The organism is Pullulanibacillus sp. KACC 23026 (genome assembly GCF_029094525.1).
Taxonomy (GTDB): domain Bacteria; phylum Bacillota; class Bacilli; order Bacillales; family Sporolactobacillaceae; genus KACC-23026.
The window spans coordinates 2,098,745-2,117,507 of the sequence record NZ_CP119107.1 but is presented as its reverse complement, the minus strand read 5'-3'; the positions used below and the strand labels follow the sequence as shown (position 1 = coordinate 2,117,507).

The 18,763-nt window shown below is 40.5% G+C and carries 16 protein-coding genes; 3 read left to right on the top strand and 13 right to left on the bottom strand.

The features are described from left to right. Position 1 precedes the first annotated feature (1 nt). The 7 genes from PU629_RS09955 to PU629_RS09925 form a co-directional block, all read right to left on the bottom strand. On the bottom strand, positions 2 to 1,729 hold the full coding sequence (locus tag PU629_RS09955; RefSeq protein WP_275284116.1) for an ABC transporter ATP-binding protein: 1,728 nt from the start codon (positions 1,727 to 1,729) through the stop codon (positions 2 to 4). A gap of 115 nt (positions 1,730 to 1,844) precedes the next feature. After that, the gene (locus PU629_RS09950) at positions 1,845 to 2,312 is read right to left on the bottom strand and encodes a MarR family winged helix-turn-helix transcriptional regulator (RefSeq protein ID WP_275284115.1); all 468 of its coding nucleotides are present in this window, start codon (positions 2,310 to 2,312) and stop codon (positions 1,845 to 1,847) included. A 269-nt stretch (positions 2,313 to 2,581) separates the two neighbouring features. Next, positions 2,582 to 2,902, bottom strand: a complete 321-nt coding sequence (locus tag PU629_RS09945) for an antibiotic biosynthesis monooxygenase family protein (RefSeq protein WP_275284114.1) — start codon at positions 2,900 to 2,902, stop codon at positions 2,582 to 2,584. Between the two features lie 18 nt (positions 2,903 to 2,920). Beyond that, on the bottom strand, positions 2,921 to 4,024 hold the full coding sequence (locus PU629_RS09940; protein ID WP_275284113.1) for a GerAB/ArcD/ProY family transporter: 1,104 nt from the start codon (positions 4,022 to 4,024) through the stop codon (positions 2,921 to 2,923). Positions 4,025 to 4,046: 22 nt separating this feature from the next. After that, positions 4,047 to 4,256 (bottom strand): hypothetical protein, encoded by a 210-nt coding sequence (locus PU629_RS09935; protein ID WP_275284112.1) that lies wholly within the window; start codon positions 4,254 to 4,256, stop codon positions 4,047 to 4,049. Between the two features lie 3 nt (positions 4,257 to 4,259). After that, on the bottom strand, positions 4,260 to 5,561 hold the full coding sequence (locus tag PU629_RS09930) for a Ger(x)C family spore germination protein (RefSeq protein ID WP_275284111.1): 1,302 nt from the start codon (positions 5,559 to 5,561) through the stop codon (positions 4,260 to 4,262). Then, positions 5,548 to 7,092, bottom strand: a complete 1,545-nt coding sequence (locus tag PU629_RS09925) for a spore germination protein (RefSeq protein WP_275284110.1) — start codon at positions 7,090 to 7,092, stop codon at positions 5,548 to 5,550. Before PU629_RS09925 ends, PU629_RS09930 begins: the two co-directional genes overlap by 14 nt. Positions 7,093 to 7,323: 231 nt before the next feature. Between PU629_RS09925 and PU629_RS09920 the strand changes: the two genes are divergently transcribed. Beyond that, on the top strand, positions 7,324 to 8,319 hold the full coding sequence (locus PU629_RS09920) for a DUF3231 family protein (protein ID WP_275284109.1): 996 nt from the start codon (positions 7,324 to 7,326) through the stop codon (positions 8,317 to 8,319). Between the two features lie 65 nt (positions 8,320 to 8,384). Here PU629_RS09920 and PU629_RS09915 read toward each other — a convergent pair whose 3' ends face one another. Further along, complete coding sequence (locus PU629_RS09915) at positions 8,385 to 9,011, bottom strand: fumarylacetoacetate hydrolase family protein (protein ID WP_275284108.1); 627 nt, start codon at positions 9,009 to 9,011, stop codon at positions 8,385 to 8,387. Positions 9,012 to 9,942: 931 nt separating this feature from the next. Between PU629_RS09915 and PU629_RS09910 the strand changes: the two genes are divergently transcribed. Next, the gene (locus PU629_RS09910; RefSeq protein WP_275284107.1) at positions 9,943 to 10,416 is read left to right on the top strand and encodes a hypothetical protein; all 474 of its coding nucleotides are present in this window, start codon (positions 9,943 to 9,945) and stop codon (positions 10,414 to 10,416) included. Positions 10,417 to 10,505: 89 nt separating this feature from the next. On the opposite strand, the gene PU629_RS09905 is transcribed toward PU629_RS09910, so the two are convergent. From PU629_RS09905 to ppc, 3 genes are all read right to left on the bottom strand, one after another. Continuing rightward, a complete protein-coding gene (locus PU629_RS09905) occupies positions 10,506 to 11,438 on the bottom strand; it encodes a quinone oxidoreductase family protein (protein WP_275284106.1) in 933 nt (310 codons plus the stop codon). 18 nt (positions 11,439 to 11,456) lie between these two features. Next, entirely contained in the window at positions 11,457 to 11,933 is a 477-nt protein-coding gene (locus PU629_RS09900) for a MarR family winged helix-turn-helix transcriptional regulator (protein ID WP_275284105.1), read from the bottom strand. 458 nt (positions 11,934 to 12,391) lie between these two features. Continuing rightward, positions 12,392 to 15,160, bottom strand: a complete 2,769-nt coding sequence (gene ppc, locus PU629_RS09895; RefSeq protein WP_275284104.1) for a phosphoenolpyruvate carboxylase — start codon at positions 15,158 to 15,160, stop codon at positions 12,392 to 12,394. 797 nt (positions 15,161 to 15,957) lie between these two features. On the opposite strand from ppc, the gene PU629_RS09890 reads away from it, so the two are divergent. Further along, positions 15,958 to 16,284 carry a hypothetical protein gene (locus PU629_RS09890; protein WP_275284103.1) on the top strand — a complete coding sequence of 109 codons (327 nt, stop codon included), beginning with the start codon at positions 15,958 to 15,960 and terminating at the stop codon, positions 16,282 to 16,284. A 219-nt stretch (positions 16,285 to 16,503) separates the two neighbouring features. Here the strand turns inward: PU629_RS09890 and PU629_RS09885 are convergent, their stop codons facing one another. Then, complete coding sequence (locus tag PU629_RS09885) at positions 16,504 to 17,271, bottom strand: SDR family oxidoreductase (RefSeq protein WP_275284102.1); 768 nt, start codon at positions 17,269 to 17,271, stop codon at positions 16,504 to 16,506. A 12-nt stretch (positions 17,272 to 17,283) separates the two neighbouring features. Next, positions 17,284 to 18,756 (bottom strand): acyl-CoA reductase, encoded by a 1,473-nt coding sequence (locus tag PU629_RS09880; protein ID WP_275284101.1) that lies wholly within the window; start codon positions 18,754 to 18,756, stop codon positions 17,284 to 17,286. Positions 18,757 to 18,763: the final 7 nt, after the last annotated feature.

The window sequence follows — 18,763 nt, the reverse complement described above, 5'->3', positions numbered from 1 at the left end:
CTTACAACACTTCCTTGCCCATTTGCGATTGGTAGATTTCCTGATAGACACGGCAATTTTTAATCAGGTCAGTATGCGTGCCCAAACCAACGACTTCTCCTTGATCCATAACAATAATCTTATCCGTGTCCATGACTGAGGTAATTCGCTGAGCGATGAGGAGACAAGTTAGGCTTTTCGAATAGGTCTTCAAAGCTTCTTTTATCCGCATTTCAGTTGCCACGTCGACCGCACTTGTACTATCATCCAGAATAAGAATTTCCGGATGTCTGACTAATGCCCTTGCAATCGAAAGGCGCTGCTTTTGCCCACCCGAAAAGTTGACACCACCTTGACCAATCCTTGTATGATAGCCTTCTGGTGTCGCATGGATGAAGTCATGAGCTTCAGCAAGCTTTGCCGCCTGCTCGATCTCGTCCATATTCGCCTTGTCGTTACCCCATCTAAGATTTTCAATCACACTACCTGTAAAGAGGATGTTTTTCTGTGGAACCATGGCAATTTTCTCGCGAAGATGATGAGGATTTAACTGCTCAACATCAACACCATCCACTTTGATTCTTCCTTCCGTCACGTCATAAAAACGGGGAATGAGATTCACCAGAGTGCTTTTCCCGGATCCTGTTGAGCCGATAATCCCAACGGTTTCACCTGGATAAATCGTAAAATTAACATTTTTCAATACAGCATCCTCTTTATTTCCCGTATAAGAAAACGTCACATTTTCAAAATCAATGCGTCCTTTTTCAACCATTTTTTCAGGATTCTGATCATTCCAGGTTATTTTGTCTTCCACTTCAAAAACCTCACCAATTCGGGATGTGGAAGCCTTGGCCCGAACGAACATGTTGAATACCATGGAGATCATCATGAGAGAGGTTGAAATTTGTGTCATATAGTTGATAAATGCAATAATATGCCCGACTTGCATCGAACCGCGACTGACTCCAAAGCCGCCAAGCCAAAGAATCGCTACAATGCCAAAATTAACAGTGAGTAGGATCGCAGGACTAAAAATAGACATAATCCGAATTGACGATGTTGAGCGGCTCTGCAAGTGGTCATTCGCTGCACCGAACTTTTCCACTTCAAAATGAAACCGATTAAAAGCTTTAACAACTCGAACACCTGATAAGTATTCCCTCATGATCCCATTCACACGATCAAGCGCCTTTTGAACCTTGATAAACAAAGGAAAACCTAACCGCATATTAGCAATTATTAAGATGATGACAATTGGTACGACTATAACTAAGATAACGGACAGTTGAGGATCAAGCCGAACGGCCATAATCAGAGCCCCAAGCCCCAAAAGAGGTGCTTTTATAAACATTCTCATTAGACCGTTAACAAAATTTTGCACCTGCGTGACATCATTGGTTAGCCTCGTTATAAGAGACGCCCTGTCGAATTGATCAATGCTTTTAAATGAAAGTTTCTGGATTTTTCGAAATAAATCCGAGCGCAATTCCGCACCAAAGTTTTGCGATACAATGCTTGCCAGCGTGCTTCTTGTTGCTGCTGCTACGGCGCCACAGGCCGTAATCAGCAGCATGAAACCGCCTAGTTTTAGCACGTACTGCAAATTTTTTGATGCCACGCCAACATCGATAATTTTAGACATAATCGTCGGCTGCATTAAATCACAAAAAGCTTCACACATTAAAAAAAACACAGCCGTACAAAAGAGTTTCCAATATTTCTTGACGTACTTCTTTAAAAATTGCATGGGACTGTCCCCTTTTCCATTAAAAAGTCATACTTCAAGCGCCAAGGCGCTTGATTTAATGCATATTTTGCTTTAACAGCACTGTCCCCACATACGTTAAAGGAGTAAAGCGAAATTAAGGATTTGACGGGGTATTCGAATCTAAGGGGGACTGACCCCTCTTTATTTCTTCGGCCAATCGCTTAAGAAAGCCGATGAATTGGTCTTGTTCGTTGCTGGAGAAGCTGCTTAGTCCGTTGTTCAGCAGTTTGAGGTAGGCTGCTGTTACGTCTTCTATAATGGCTTCTCCTTTTTCTGTTAGTGAAACGATTTTCACTCGGGCATCTCGGGCTGAGGAGCCGCGTTGAACATATCCCCAATTTTCAAGTCGGTCAATCATTTGTGAGACGGTGCTCATGCTGACATTAAAATGTTCGGCAAGACTTCCCATTGTGCACTGATCCGTTCGACTCACGTGTCTTAGCAGCGTCCATTGTAGCCGTGTAATTTTTTTATCTCCATGAGACAGTTTCCCTTCACGCAGATGTCGGTTAATGAACCGCCAGTGCATGAGAAACTCATCAATTTTATTATCATCAATCATAGAGTTCCTCCTAATAAATTTATTTTATTTAGGTTACTAAACTATTTTAAAATTGTAAAGATAAAAGCAAAGCAGGATGCTTGCTTCAGAACATTTTCTTTGAGATGCAAGGATCCTTCTCCTTCGGTGGGAAGAACCGCTTGCCCTTACCTCAGTCCCGCGGGTCAGACGCCAGCATCGGGCAATTAGTCTTTTTGATAATAAAAAATCAGAGAAGCCTTTGATGCTCGACTCCCCTGACTGCTTCTCTTATAGTATGCAACACTTGCTTAAGCCTCTTTTTGAAAATCATACATCTTTTCAATTTTGCATATATGGACGGTGAAATAGTCGTACCAAGTATCTCTTCCTTTCTTTTGTACAAGATGATGGGCTCTCAACCGGTTCCACTCATGGATGGCTTCAAGTGACTCCCAATAAGAGACCATAATACCAAACCCACGCGCATCTTGAACGTTTTCTATTGCAATAAAGCCTTTTTGATTGCGCACAAGCTCGACCATTTGTTTCGCCGCTTCTGTATACTTCTCTTCCTCTGTTTCTGAACGTTTTGATGTAAAAATAACCGCATATTGCGCATCCCTATTCACATTTATCCATCCCATCAACTATAATTTGTGTGATTCTTCCTCTATGGTTTTTCTTCTTATCAAGCACCAAATAAGCAACAATAAAGGGACGATTGCCCCCATCAATATATTAACGGGAACATAAGACTGAAAAAGAAAGGCGTTAATCTCGGAATAATTAGTCGCAAACAGATAAGCCCCAACACCTGTCAGCCAAGCGAGCGGAATAACCAAAGGGTGATACGTTTTTAATTTAAGAGCCTGGGCAGTCCCATGACTGACCCCGTACAAAAAAGTCGAAATATATATCATTAATCCAACCGTCCAAAACATAACTGCTATCGCATCAAAGCGGTTAATCACTTCCCCTGCTGAAATATAACGCACTTCAGAAAAGGTTGGGAAGGACATTTTGGCCGCCTCGGTTGGACCAAATAGAGCAATCGGCCCCGTTATAGGACCTAAGAAAAAGACAAGCGTAATCACCCCTACCCATATTCCGGTTTTAACTAGCTTTTTCGGATTTTGAACATAAGGAAGAACCATTCCCATCACCACAAATTCGCCAAACCACCCCATCATCGATAAGGAGCCAACCGCAACAGGTTTCACCCCATTTCCCATTATCGGCAGAAGATTGGAATAATCCTTGTTTTGACTCATCGTCAAAAAAGCAACAGCTAGCGCAAAGAGAACGAGTACAACAAGCATGATCTGATTAAGACGCCCTAATGTTTCTAAGCCTTTATACACGATATAAGCCGTAAGCATTAATATAATTGCTTCGAATGCCCACATAGGAGTCTCCGGCATAATTCGTTTATAAGCTTCAGCAAACAAGCGAACACCTAATATCAACATTATGTAAAAATAAATAAGATAGAGGATTCCAATCACTTTTCCGATCCATGAAAAGTGTACAAAAAGAATTTCTATGAGCGTTCGTCCAGGAAACCTTTGCACTAATTTCACTAAGGCTAATATCCCGATTAAGCCTAAGACGGTGCCGACGATCGCAGCCAGCCAGCCGTCTTGACGACTTTGGGAAATGATGACAGTCAATAAAATTAAATGACCAATAATCGTCAATGACGTAATAGCTAGCATGGCTGCTTGGATATTGCTCAATCTTCCTTGCTCCACAAGTCTCACTTCCTTTTATCGTTTAAAAAGGACTGATAGCATCCATCAGATTTGAAATGGACATGACCGAATTTCCCCATATTGCCCAAACACCCAAGACTATGGCCATTGCCAAAATTCCAAATTGGACATACAGCGTCCGATAATCCTTCTTCTTCCATACAAAATAGAGGTGAATGCCCGATGTAATGAAAATTAAAAGGATGAACAGCAAACTCATTGCAACTTTCATAACCTACCTCGTTTCATTGGTTCCAATTGTCCCTTTTCGCAGCCCATAACGATTGATATTAGCGTTGATTTGTACGTCAACATCCATATTTTTAAGTAACCCATGTCTCCAATTAGGCTCCAACAGCTTCCACACTTTAGGATCTTTCTTGTAAAAAGCCTCACCAAACCCAAAGATATCGGTTTGCCATTGTTTTTGCGCGAGATTTAGAACGTCCTTAACTTCACTTTTCATTTTTTCTTCAAGCTCTTGATTCAACTGATCCATTTTAAGAGGGCTAATAGGTGACGACTGACAAGTGGTTTGTCCGATATCCGCCTCAACTGAAATGGATGCAGTTAAACTCGGCTCGCCATCAATCATTTTCGGTTGATAAGTGGCATTAGAATCCGTAATGAGTAATCCCACATTTCCTTTTTTGCTATCACCACAGTCTAATGTCACCACACCATTTTGAAGTTTTCCTCTTAACAACATGAGACCTTGAGTTTCAGGCTCATTAAGATAACCTTTGAGGCGAGACCCTTTAAAGACAGCTGTACCTTCCAAACTCAGTCCAATAGAATTGGTTTCATTTTGCTCACCCGAAGATTTCTGGTCTAACTTCTTATCCGATTCAAGAGCCTCGTCATGAGATGCCGACCATTTCTGAAAAACCGGTTTCTCATCATTGCTTCTCAGAGATATCGGACTGATTAAGCCCGTATAAGGGTCCTCTGTGCTCTCATCCATTTTTTTAGTAAACTGCCGAAGGTCTTCAACCATATTCGTCATGCTATAGCGTCTCGCGTTGACGAGTTCCTGCACCTGTTGACCAACGGACAAATCAAGACCAGGAGGATTACTTAGTACGCTTTTAGCCGTTCCATTGGCCACAAGTATTCTGATATTAGGCCTGAAATCAATGCCTCTCGTTAAATAATCTAAACAATCCTTAAGTTGAGTTTGAGCTGCTTTTTGACCAAAAACGACTACATCCATGTGTCCTAAATAAAGCTTTTCAGGCGTTGAATCCGATAGTTTCCCCATAATCTCAACCATGTTTTTTCCTGTTACCGTTTGAATGATATAAGCATCTTGATTGGGGCTGCCATTCTCCCCGAGCCCCGAAAAGAGACTGGACGGTTTCACCATGACACTCGTTACTTCAAGCTCTCCGTTTTCGTTTTCATCAATCCCTATCGAATCCATAATGGCAAGATGACTGATTTCATGAGCGCTCCAGCAACCTGCGAGTATCGGGAGAAAAACTAAACTGACTATAAAAATGAGCGGTTTTAATTTAAACGGTTTACTCTTTCCCATATGTTTCCTCCTTCTGCTTTGGAGGGTTTGGTTTTAATGTATCGCCTGAACGCTTAGTGTCGAGAGCTCCTATTCCAGGTGGACGCGTATCCATTGCCCACCAAGGAGCCCTTATAAAAACATCCTTCCAGCCTTCTTTTCTCGCAGGAGATACCGGAGAAAAATAAGGGACTCCAAAGGATCTCAGACTAACAAGATGAGTGAGACCAAACATGAGGCCAACCAATATTCCCATAAATCCAAAAAAGCCTGCTAATAGAAGCAATGGGATCCCGCAAAATCGGACCACTTGATGAAAGCGATAGTTTGGCAAAATAAACGCCGTTAAAGCCGTTGTTGCCACCACAATGGCCATTATCGGTCCAATAATTCCGGCTCTTACTGCTGCCTGTGAAATTAGAATAAGACCTAGGATGGTTACGATAGGTCCGCCAAATAATTTTGGCATTCTTAAGCCCGCTTCTCTCAACAATTCATAAGTTAAATACATGAAAAGGGCTTCAATAAGGGCTGGGTAAGGCAAATTAGCCCTGTTAGCGGCAATTCGAATCAGCAATGGCGTTTGCAGCAGATCCTGATGAAAGGTGGTGACCGCCACATAAAACGGTGGAAGAATTAACACGACAAATAATCCTAAGAAACGAACCCACCGAATAATGGTTGAAATAATGGCATTATTGTAATAGTCCTCGCTTGAATGAAGACATTCAACAAACACGACGGGTGCGAGTAAGGCAGAAGGTGCGCCATCAACAAGAATGGCTGCTTTTCCTTCGAGAAGAGAGGCTGCTACGCGATCTGGGCGGTCCGTCGTTAACAGCGTTGGAAAAGGTGAATAGGGCGCATCACTGATCATGGATTCCAAATAGTGAGTATCTAAAACGCCATCGATCTCAATACGGTTTAACCTGTTATGTATCTCATTTACAAGCCCGTCATCCGCAATTCCATTTATGTAAAGGACGGTTACAGTTGTTTGGGTGCGGGTCCCAATAGTAAATTGTTTCACCTTGAGGGCAGGCGTTTTAATTTTATTTCGAATGAGATGTAAATTGATGGCCATATTTTCAACAAAGCCTTCCTTTGGCCCTGCTACCGTTCTTTCTAATTCAGGCTCAGACGTTTCCCTACCTACTGACTCCGCTACATCAAAATAAAGGACCGCATCAGAATGATCGATTAAGAGGACGGCCTTCCCTGATAATAAGCTCTCGATCACATTGGACCAATCCCTCATCTCCTGGACTTCTTGAAATGGGAAATGTCGTTCTATGAAAGAAGAGCGAGTTGCTGCATAAGCAGGTTCTTTATCTTGAAAAAGGGCAGTCAGCCTTGTTTCTACTTCATTTAATTTTTGGGTATTTACCAAATTGGCAAAATAGACCAGACATCCCTTTGTCTGTCTTACTTTTATAAATTGAAATAAGCAATCATCACACGAATCAAAAAGAGACTTCAAATTGGAAACATTCTCGTTTAGTGAAGTAGAAAGTGGGCCCGTTAGCGTTTGCTTAACATGACCGTTTGCCACATTCTACACCCCCCTTCTTTTTTAGCTTTCCAACTGAAGGGGAAATCTATCCACGAATACTTATTTATCGAGTAGAACAAATCGCTCCACACAGGAATTCGTTTGTAAAAGAGAACCCTCCAATTTTTCAAAGGACTCTTCCTTCATTATTAATTTAATTTCTCTGTATATTTCATTAGTAATACCGCAAAATAACTTCAGATTTCCAATGAAGGGCTTGGAGGGATTTCTTTGAAGACTTTTAGAAAGACAAAAAACCCCAACAAATTAACTGCTGCGGAAGTCTCTGCTCTTTGGCTTCAATATTTGGGAGATAGTATGGCTATTTGCGTTTACAATTATTTTCTGAACATAGTCGAAAATAAAGAGATTGAAGGGATTTTAGAATCAGCATTAAGTTTAGCTGAGGACCATATTAACAAAATCACAGACTTCTTTAAAAATTCCGATTTTCAACTCCCGTTAGGTTTTACAGAAAGTGACGTAAATGTTCATGCTCCTAGATTATTTTCCGATCAATTTCTGCTTTTTTACTCCTATATCATGACCATACATGGGTTAACCGCTTATAGCTTAGCAATAACGAATGCAGAGCGGGAAGACATTCAAAATTATTTTACTGAATGCACACTAACATCAAAGGAATTGTTTCAAAAGATCATGGCAACAGCTAAAAATCAGCCAAAATTCACAAGTGTCCCATCTGTCCCTTCCCCTCATGGAATCCAGTTTATTGAATCACCTCGATTCCTTTCAAATTTATTGGGAGAGAAAAGCCCATTAAACAGTTCAGAAATCAGTACCTTATTTTTTAATTCAACCAAAACAGGATTAATTAAATCATTAAGTTTGGCCTTTAGTCGGGTTGCTGTTCGGGAAGATGTCCGCCAGTTTATGTTAAAAAACACTAAATTAGCGAATGAAGATGCAGAAAGCTTTAATGCCATACTAAAAGAGGCTAATTTGCCTATTCCTGAGAAATGGGATGATGACATTCTGCTTACTTCCGTCAGTCCTTTTTCTGACAAATTAATCATGTTTCACTCAGGATTCTTAGTCAATGCCGCTATTACTTATTACGGGGCATCAATCGGTTCGAGCTTCAGATCGGATATATTAGCCACCTATTCGAAAGTATTTGCTCATGCCATGGAGGCTGGCGCATTGTCTTTCAAAATTATGGTGAAGCATAAATGGTTAGAAAGACAACCAGAAATAGGGAAGTAACGGTCCCTTGTTCATACAAAAAGCGCATTCCGAATTTCTCGAATGCGCCGGTTTATAGAAAAAATTTAAGTCAGCTTGATCACACACTCACCAAGGACTTGATGGTTCCATGCGAGTGCCAATTGGTCCTGATCATTGACGGGCGCCACCCCTTCTGGCGTCCCCGTAAAGATAATATCTCCTTCTCCTAACCCAAAGTTTTCTCCCGCAAAGTCAATAATGGTTTGCAGATCAAAAATCATATTTTCAATTGTTCCTTGTTGGGCCATTTCACCATTTCTATGTAAAGAAAAGGTCTTCATTTTTAACTCTTCCACTCCAGGGAAAGGAATAAATCGGCTCACAACAGCCGAATTCCGGAACCCTTTGGCAAGCAGCCACGGATGTCCTTTCTTCTTAAGTTCACTTTGGACGTCACGCAAAGTAAAATCAATCCCAATGGCCATGCTGTCTACAAGTTGATCCACTTTAATTCCCTTCTCAAAGGGTCTGCCTATTCTTATAATAAGCTCTGTTTCAAAATGGACAGATCCTTTATTCCCTGGTAAAGAAATAGACTGACCGTTAGCCTCAACAATAGCATGAGTAGGCTTAGAGAATAGGAACGGAGACGTAGGGACTTCATTTTTCAATTCCTTTGCATGAGCAGCATAATTGCGGCCCACACAATAAATGTTTTTTATCTCAGTCATAGGAGGGATCCCTTCTTTCATAATGATGCCTATATTTTACTAGTTCGCTAAAAGCGTAAAGAAAATAGTATCCAATAAAGGCAAGTGGCTCGATCGAACTCTAACCGCATGAAAAAATTTTAATTAATAAGTCAATTTTAACCGGTCTCTCTTCTATTTTGCAATAATAACTCCTTCTGCTTGAAGTGAAACTTGGCCATCGCCATCCAGAGTGCTTATAACCGATACTACCCATTCTATTTTTTCCTTACAAAAATAGAATGGGTTAAATGCCCTAATAACAAAATCGCTAATGCCGCGATTCCCCTCTCCCCAAGTATAGACTTAACCCATGAGTTTTTCTTTAATGGGTTTACTTGTGAGGTGCAAAACTCTAATTATCACCTTCAATCACACTACTATTCACAATAAAATCACAGAAAGAAAAGACTAGTAAACGTCAAAACAACCCAATCTTTTGAGATTCGGTTTGATTATTTTCATAAAAGGCAATCGATTACCTATTTCATTGAATGACTAAAGCGAACTTTCTAAATAAGCGGAACAATTCCGCTTATTTAGAAATCAACATTGAAAATAGCTAAAATAGACGGAAGAATTCCGACTATTGACTCGAAAAACATGAAAATGGGTCATTTCTTTTGGTTTAAACGGAAAAACTCCGCTTATTTACGACGAACAGAACGCTACTTTGGTTGATAACGGAAACATTTCCGCTTATTTCACATATCACAGGTTACTCTAAAATTTCTTGTTAACCATGACAGTCCGTTTTTTACTTAATGAATAAAACTAATTGTTGATGACTTCTTACCTGGTTGAATATTTTCCATAAACTTGGGAATGCTTCTCATAGGATAAAGATAGTTCTTTTTAACTAAGTCTTTTATCCTACAAGGAAACACTATTATGAATTGGGGATGGTTTGGTAGTGGTTGGACTGATTTTAGCAACTCTCCTATTCAATATTATTGCCTTTAAAACAAACAAAAAACTAACAACTAATCAAATCATTCATATATGGCTTTTTACGATCGCCGCACAAAATATTTTTGATTTAATTATCGATCTAAAATATCACGGTTATTGGTATTTTACTAAATATGTTGATTGGATTTCTCTTCCTGCCACCGTTCTGCTCGTCCCGCCGGCCAATATGATCTTTTTAAACTTGTATCCTTTTAAAAGCTCCCTACTTAAAAGGATCACTTTTTTTAGTAGTTGGTTATTTTTTATATTAATTTATGAATTAATCGCGGCATTACCAGAACCTTGGGGTTATTTTAATTATGGTTGGTGGAAGTTTTGGTATTCCGTTTTAGCTGACCCTTTTTTCCTTCTTATAATACTGATTTTTTACAAATGGATTCTTAAAGTGGAGAAAAAATCCTTTCAATCCTTTTGATACCGAATGAATGACTTTTCAGACCGCTTTTTTGTAACCAAATAATTTCGAATTCGATGTGCCTCATGTTTTGCGTTATCCTAGAGAATCTAAGGAATGATAACCAATCGTTTGGCCTCTCCTTGGCGCTGTCTGTCCCAGGCAAACTCAATGTGGGACAGCGGCACTCGTTTAAATTCGACTGATAGCTTGCCATCCCGTGCTAGCCGACATAGTTCTTGATAAGCCGATGTCCTTTCTTCACCTGCATGATAGCTGGCAAAGCCCATCACGGACAAGTTTTTATTTCTGATCAGTGAACCAGATAAGGTTAAGAGATTAGAAGCCTTTGTTCCAATTTGTACAAGTCTTGCACCAACCGCTGCCGTCTCTAGAGCCGCTAAAGCCGGTTCCCCCCAAAGATAATCGATGATCAGATCCACACCTTCTGGGGCAACATCACGAACCTTTTGGCTCCAATCCGGATTATCCCCTATGTTTATTAGGACATCCGCCCCTAACTCTTTTGTTTTCATTAACTTAGTTTGATCTCTTCCAATCGCTAGGATCTTTCCAGCCCCTAGTTGCTTGGCTGACTGAACCGCTAATTGACCTACCACACCCGTTGCACCTAAGATCATAACTGTCTCTCCAGGCTCAAGCTTGGCACGCCATGATAATGGCAGCCAAGCAGCTAATCCTGAATTGGCTAAAACGGCTGCAACCGCTGCATCTACGCCCTCTGGTACTTCAATGATAGATTGTGGCGAAACGAGTGTTTGCTCTGCCATTGAACCGAATGGCGAAACCGGTTTAGAGAAATAGACAAGCCGTCCATCCTCCAATTCACCAACTCCTTCAAATCCCGCTACAAAAGGAAGTTTTTCTGGTTTCATATAATGGGTTCCGGATGCAAATGCTAAATCAAATTGACTGATGGCCGCTGCACGCACATCGACAACAAGATGTCCTTCTTTCGATTGAGGACGATTAAATTCTCCAAATTGTGGAGTACCAAATTGATTTAAAATAGCTGCTTGCATTGAACTCACCCTTTCGATTTAATCAACTAACAAACCATCAACATGGTTAGACACATCTGTTAGAAACTTTATAATAACTTGAAGGTCTTCATCTGAATAGTGCTCGAAAAAAGCCACCACTTTCCTTTCAGCCTCTTCATGAATCGCCCGATGGTAGTGGCAAATTTTTTCCCCCTTGGAGGTTAATCGGTAATATAATTTTTTTTGATTATCAGCGTATTGATAACTGTCTATTTCATGACGCTCTTTTAGTCTCGAAACAATTTTGGAGATCGCACCACGTGTCATCTTCATCCTCTCAGCAAGTAAAGTGACATTCGGGTTTTCAAGTTTCTCTATCAGATCTATAACCTGCAGCTCGGATAAGGTATAGCCCGAATTTCGGGAATCTTCATCTAATTCCCGCAACATTTTATTGGATTGTTGACTCTTCTCTTGTTCCAATTTCTGTAAGACAACTCTCCATAAGTCCACTGCTTTATCTGGTAAATTCAAATCATCACCCCTTTGTTGTTTCCTAGGAAACATTTAAGTTTCACTGAATAAATGAATTGCGGAAAATAAAGTAAGGTATGATGTTTCCCGAGAAACATCATACCTTACTTTAACCTATTGTTTTTTAAAATACAAATGGATTTTAATAGGATTTTTAAAAACGGGCAATGAATTGGCATTAAGCTTCCTAACAATCAAAAGAAGGTAGTGAAGTGTATTCACCTCACCGCTACCCTTTAACTATATTCAAAAAAGTAATCAGATGGTCTGCTACCTCTATTCCTATTCGTTTGTACTTACCTCATCCATCCTGATCCCATAAAAATAAGAGCCTTCCTTTATAAAGGAAAGCCCCCTATCTTGACTAATTGTCAATAATCAGCAGGAAATGACTTAATTCTTACCCATTACGAGTTGAATCGAAGAAAGGAGTGAAACGGGAGAACCGTCCCTGCGTTTCAACCTGTGTTTCTTAGGCCGGCTGCGATGCCGCTGATGGTGAGTAAGACTTCGTTGAATAGGTCGTCGTCTTTTTCTTCGGTTTGACGTGATTTCGAGATCAGGTCTACTTGAAGGAAGTTCAATGGGTCGACGTAAGGATTTCTTAGACGTACAGAGGCCTGAATCGTTGGTGTTTGGTCTAAAAGCTCTTCGCTCTCTGTAATTTGTAAAAGAACAGACTTGGTTCGTTCATATTCATCGACGATATTATTAAAAATACGATTAGCTACTTCTTTATCTTCAACCATATCGATGTATTCAACGGCCGTTTTCAAATCTGCTTTTGTTAATGCCATTTGTAAATTATCAACCGTTGAACGGAAAAATGGCCAGCTCTTATACATTTGCTTCAGTAAGTTGAGATGATCAGCATCTTTCTCTATAAAAGTTTGAATGCCCGTACCCGCAGCATACCAGGCTGGAAGAAGTTGACGGCTCTGAGTCCAAGCAAACACCCAAGGAATGGCACGTAAATCCTCAAAGCGATCGCTGCCCTTACGACTCATCGGTCTTGAACCAATATTGAGAGCACCAAGCTCTAATAACGGAGTCGCTTGCTTAAAGTAGGTCAAGAAATCAGGATCTTCAAAAACTAAAGACTGATATTTTCTTAAGGAAGCAGCTGACATGTCTTCCATTGCCTCTACCCATTTTGTATCATGTTTCCGAGAAAACTCTGAGTCATTTGATACGTGGGCGGAAGCAGTCAAGAGCGCCGATGTTGCTTGCTCCAAACTCCGATAGGCAATCTCATAAAGTTGGTAACGGGAAGATAGCACTTCCCCTTGCTCGGTGATTTTAACTCCGTCACCCAATGTTTCGAAAGGCTGTGACAAAATACTTCGGTTTAACGGACCGCCGCCACGACCAAGGGAACCACCGCGGCCATGGAAGAATTTCAACCCGATTCCATACTTTTTGGCTACATTATGAATCTCTTGCTGCGCCTTATATAAGTGCCAATTGGCGGTGAGTGTGCCGCCGTCCTTACTGCCATCTGAATAGCCAAGCATAATTTCCTGGCGGTCATTGTGCTCAGCAACTTGATTACGATAGACGTCCATCTGGAATAGTTTTTCCATAATAGCAGGACCTGCAACTAAATCGTCAATCGTTTCGAGCAATGGGGCAATGTTGAGATGGCTTTCGATACGGCCATCCGCATGAAGTCGGTAAATGCCGGCTTCTTTTGCCAAAAGCAGCACTTCTAGAACATCACTTGCCGATTCCGCCATACTGATCAAATACACTTCAATCGAGCGTCTGCCAAATTCATCATGAGCTCGTTTGATCATTCGAAAGACATTCAGCATTTTTTGCGTTTCTTTCGAATAATCTTCATTCAACAAAACGATCGGCCGCGGATCCTTTAACACTTTATTTAGAAGGGTTACTTTTTCATCTTCTGAGAGCTCCGCGTAATTTTCCGCAAGATTAACCGTTCGGAGAATTTCCGTGATAGCTGCTTCATGTTCACCACTGTGATTACGTACATCAAGGGTAGCAAGGTGGAACCCAAACAGTTGGACTTGTCGAATTAATTGACGTAATTTCTTTAAAACTTGACCTTTTGGCAAATGGCCTTTAACGCTTTCATTAATCAGTAAAAGATCGTCTAATAAAGCCTCCGCTGATTGATACCCTTTCTCGGAACGACCTACATGACGGAGCTTTTCAATCATAATGGCAAGCTTTCGCCGATAAATCTCATGAGTGGCACTCCACTTTTGGTCATCGCTTAGTAAGGTGCTTTCCTCTTTTTCAACCGAATCGATTAAGGCTTGACTGACTGCCACTCTGTTCGTTGAATAACTGAAGTGCTCCATCAACAATAGTAGTGCTTTCTCATATTTTTTAAGCACGAGAGCCCTATGTTCTTTCAGCGTTTGATAAGTAATTTCTGGTGTGACGTTTGGATTTCCATCACGGTCACCGCCAATCCAAGAGCCAAAACGCAAAAAGTTCGGAACCTTCCAATCGTAATCAGGATAAAACTCTGATAAGCGTTCTTCTAACTCTTGGTGGATTTCAGGTAAGCAGTCAAATAAGGTCTGATCAAAATAATAAAGACCATTTTTCACTTCATCCATAACAGTAGGTTTTCGGTAGCGAAGTTCATCCGTTTGCCATAAAGCAGTTATTTCGTTAGTTAAACTCTCATTTAGATGCTTTTTTTCATTTTTTGTAAGCATCGGATTATCTAACTGTTTTAATAGATCAGCAATGCGTTTGTGCAATTCTAAAACCGTTCGTTTTGTCGCCTCAGTTGGATGGGCTGTAATAATTAATTCCAAAGATAATTTGTCTAAGACATTTTGAATGACCTCGCCAGACACCTGTTTTTCTTTCAAAGCTGCAACGGCGTTCTCAATAGAGCCTGGTTGTGAAATAGAATCTTCTTGCAACTGATACTCACGACGGCGACGGATCCGATGATTTTGTTCCGCAATATTAACCAGGTGGAAATAAATCGAAAAGGCTCGGATCACTTGCTGTCTAAATGGTGGTTTTAAATTGTGAATTTCTTCTTTTAATTCTTTGTAAGTTTCATCGACATGCTTTGTACGCAGTGATTTAGTCATTTGGCGAATTTTTTCAACCTTATCTAATAACTCCTGCCCACCATGATGAACAAGTACTTCACCCAAAATATGGCCAAGTAAGTTCACATCATGACGCAAAGGGGCACTGCTATCATGTTCATTCGTGGATAATGCTGTTGTCATTCTCTCACCGTCCCTATTACGAACATTCTGTTTATTTTTGCGCTGTTTTAATACCTCATTACTCTTAGGCTACCATGTTTTTAAAAAAATTTCATGTATTATGAATGACCAAACTGTATGACAACACTCTTAAATCATTGATTTAATGCCAATGGTAGCGGTTACATAGGGAGTGTAATATTTTTTCACATTAATATCGCTTTAGATATAAATCAGATTAAATCAATCTAGAATCGAGATGATTACAAATAAAAAGGCTAAAAAAGGGTAAATCTTCCATCGGTTTACCGTGTCAGACACCTATCTAATTAAAAGACATGACACAGGTTCTGACCAGTCATGTCCCAAATACAAATGTCTTAAAAACTATCACCTTATGAAGAGACAACCTTTCTTACTTCAAAAAGAACTCTTTTCACGCTGCACGCTCGAAATTTGTCGAATTATAAGTTATTGACAAACCGGATTAAGTCATGAAATAATCAAAATAGATGAACGATTCCTCTTTTGGTTTAACTCGCTAGATTCCACGAAAAATCGATCTTTCGTTACCTACAACGCGTCAACTCTTTCTTAATTTAACTTCGAAACTTTCTTTTAGCAGCCTTCCTTATGTTTTTTATTCATACTTACCCTTCTCGAATCATTTTTTGACATGCCCTTTTTAAAAACACACTTGCTCCGAATGACGTCTATCCTCGATGGGTCCTTCATACTCCCCCTTACAGCCTTTTTTTCTCTATTCTCTCGTGTTTTATATAAGTTTATATAAAATCAAAATTTGAAGGAGGAACTTTATGGGTCACGATATTTGCGGATATAACAAAGCGAGACAAGAAATTGCGTATGCACGATTTAGTTTAGGGAATTCGAATGCTTCCATTCTTTACGCTCTATTGGATGCTTACGACTATCATGCAGGTGTGAGCGGATCTGGCGAAATTGCCAGTTTCTCGTTACAAGAGATCGAAAAAGCAATAGAGAAATACAAACAAGTGTTCAAGCATGATGCTTCTTCCCAGTTAGAACCTATGGACTGGGATCAAAAACAAATCCTACAGTTTATCCAAAATTGTTTAACGACAGCTCGCCAAGAAGGGAGTGTAAGTGTGTTTTTTGGTTGATTGAAGAGGGATGATCGTCTTTTAGAAGAAATGATTTTGCCTTTTGAAAACTTAATAAACTAGTCGCCTAACATTTATATTAGAAAAAGAGTTCATGTTTAATGCGTGAACTCTTTTTTATTGTTTAATACTATTAAATAACTGTTTACATGGTTCCCCTGACACTCTTGTCCGTTGGAGTGAAACAGCAGAACCGTCCCCGCGTTTCCCCCCCGCGTTTCATCGCATGACGAGGCCGCCGTCTACTCTTAGGACTTGGCCGGTTATGAAGGAGGCGTGGTCGGAGGCTAGGAACATGACGGGGCCTGCGATGTCTTTTGGGGTGGCTAGTCGGTTTAGCGGGGTTAAGTGTAAGAGTTGTTCACGCACCTCTTCTTTGGTTTCAAGGCTCGAATCGGTAGGGTATGTGAGCCCTGGGGCAACGGCGTTAACGGTAATATTGAAAGCTCCCAAATCTTTGGCCAAATTACGCGTAAAGCCAACCAAGGCAGCTTTTGCGGTTGTATAATCGTGATAAGGGATGATTGGAAAATCAATGAGGTTGGTAACCATATTAATAATTCGGCCTTTCCCTTGATTTTTCATAAAAGGGACAACTGCTTGACACATATTAAAAGCACCTTGGACATTGCCGTCAAATTGTGATTGGTAGTTTGACCACTTAACCTCCCAAGCCATTTGGCGTGTTTTGGGATTAAAGGTATAGTGCGGTAAAGCATTATTCACCAATACGTCAATCGACCCTAATTCATCGGCTATTCTCTCTACCATTTCTTGCGCTTCATTAGGTTTTTGAACATCTGCCTGCATAGCGACAGCCTGTCCGCCTTGCCCCTCAATTTCTTCAACCACTTGCCAAGCTAGTCTTTCATTCTTCAAATAATTCACGATAACGATGGCCCCTTGTTGACCAAAGGCTTTGGCAAGTGCTGCGCCAATTCCCCGACTCGCGCCTGTTATCAGAACGATTTTATTCGTTAAATTCATGTTACTCTCTCCTCATTCAACATCCGGATCATAGTGCTCCGCTTTCTCTTCAGCCGTCTTCTCTATATCAATAAAGCGAACCAAACTTAGTAAATTTAATCCCCCATCATGATGCCAGCCCGGCCTGGCGTGATTCATTTCGCCTATTGCTGAAATACGATCTACTCCAATGCTCCCTAATTCTTTAGCCAAGCTAAACAGCCGCTCGGGTTTGACCGCCGCCCCGCAGGATTGAAGATAATGTTGATAAGGACGAAGAACATGAAGATCCTCCTCTAACTTTTCGGTCGTAAAGACATGAACCGTTCGATTTAATGGGCTTAATTCAAATCCAACGTGATAATGAAAAATGACCGTCCAGGCCGTATCTCCTTGGCTCTGATAAACGGTTATCTCTTCAGGATTTTCCATAGCCGCAAACGTGTAATGATGTCTGGCTTTTTGAATGGCCATGGCTTCATTTGGCTTTAAAACGGCCCTTGGTCTTTTAAGATGATAACGTTCAAGCTCTGAAGCAAGGAGCTGTGCTGCTTGTTTAGGTGAGACGCCCCCCCCCTTTTCGATCATCACAAGTTGAGGGGATAGGCAACTTTGTTGGTCATATATCGAGATATCTTCAGCAAGATGATGAATCGTTTCGTAATAACGATCTGCGGTTAACGCCTCCTTCCCAATAAGAGCAAAACTGATTTTATGCCCATAAGTCAGAAAACGTTTATAGTAAGGGACCATAGGCCTTATCTTTTCAACCGTTGTATTAGACCCATAAACAATAATGGCTTCTGCCGCTTCAATAGAAGGTAATTCAAGCTCCTCTGTTCCTCCTTTCCATGGCAGAATGGCAAGCGTTTCTGCGAGGCGTTCATCGACTTCTGCTAAGGACTGTCCAAAAAGCACGGCCATTAACGGCTCACTTGATGAGGTTTTACCCAGATTAGCTGATTTAACAAGTAATCCCATGATTAAACTCCAAAGCTGAACCCCTGGAACATTTCCAGAAAAAACATGAAAAATAAGGCTTGGCCCGAATGCCATGCTCATCCCACCCGTTTTTCGAGGACGGAATTCATCTAAAATCGTTGCTTGATCCAATTCTTCATCAATGAAACGCAAAAGCTCTTTTTTACGAAAGTTTCTCATGTATTGTTTAAGTTCAAGGCGAATCATTTCAGCATCATAGCCTGTTAAAGGAGGTAACAGCAACTCAGCTAACTGACGTAAAGGATAGTGTGGATTCAGCCATTTTTGAACAGCCTGATCGATTTTATCAACAATTTCGTTTATGGATAGTTTCATGAGATAGTAGTCTCGTGAAGACTTTATGGTATCCGTTATTTCTTTTATTAAGTTTTCTGTTAAAACAGGAGTAAGAAGCCTGTAAAAACCCTTTTTCGTTTCGATGATTCGTTCTTCAAATTCTTCAATATTAATAGAAGCTGGAAGTTTAAAAAGTTCAATAGTTTTTTCTTGACCTAGATGATTCACCTGATAC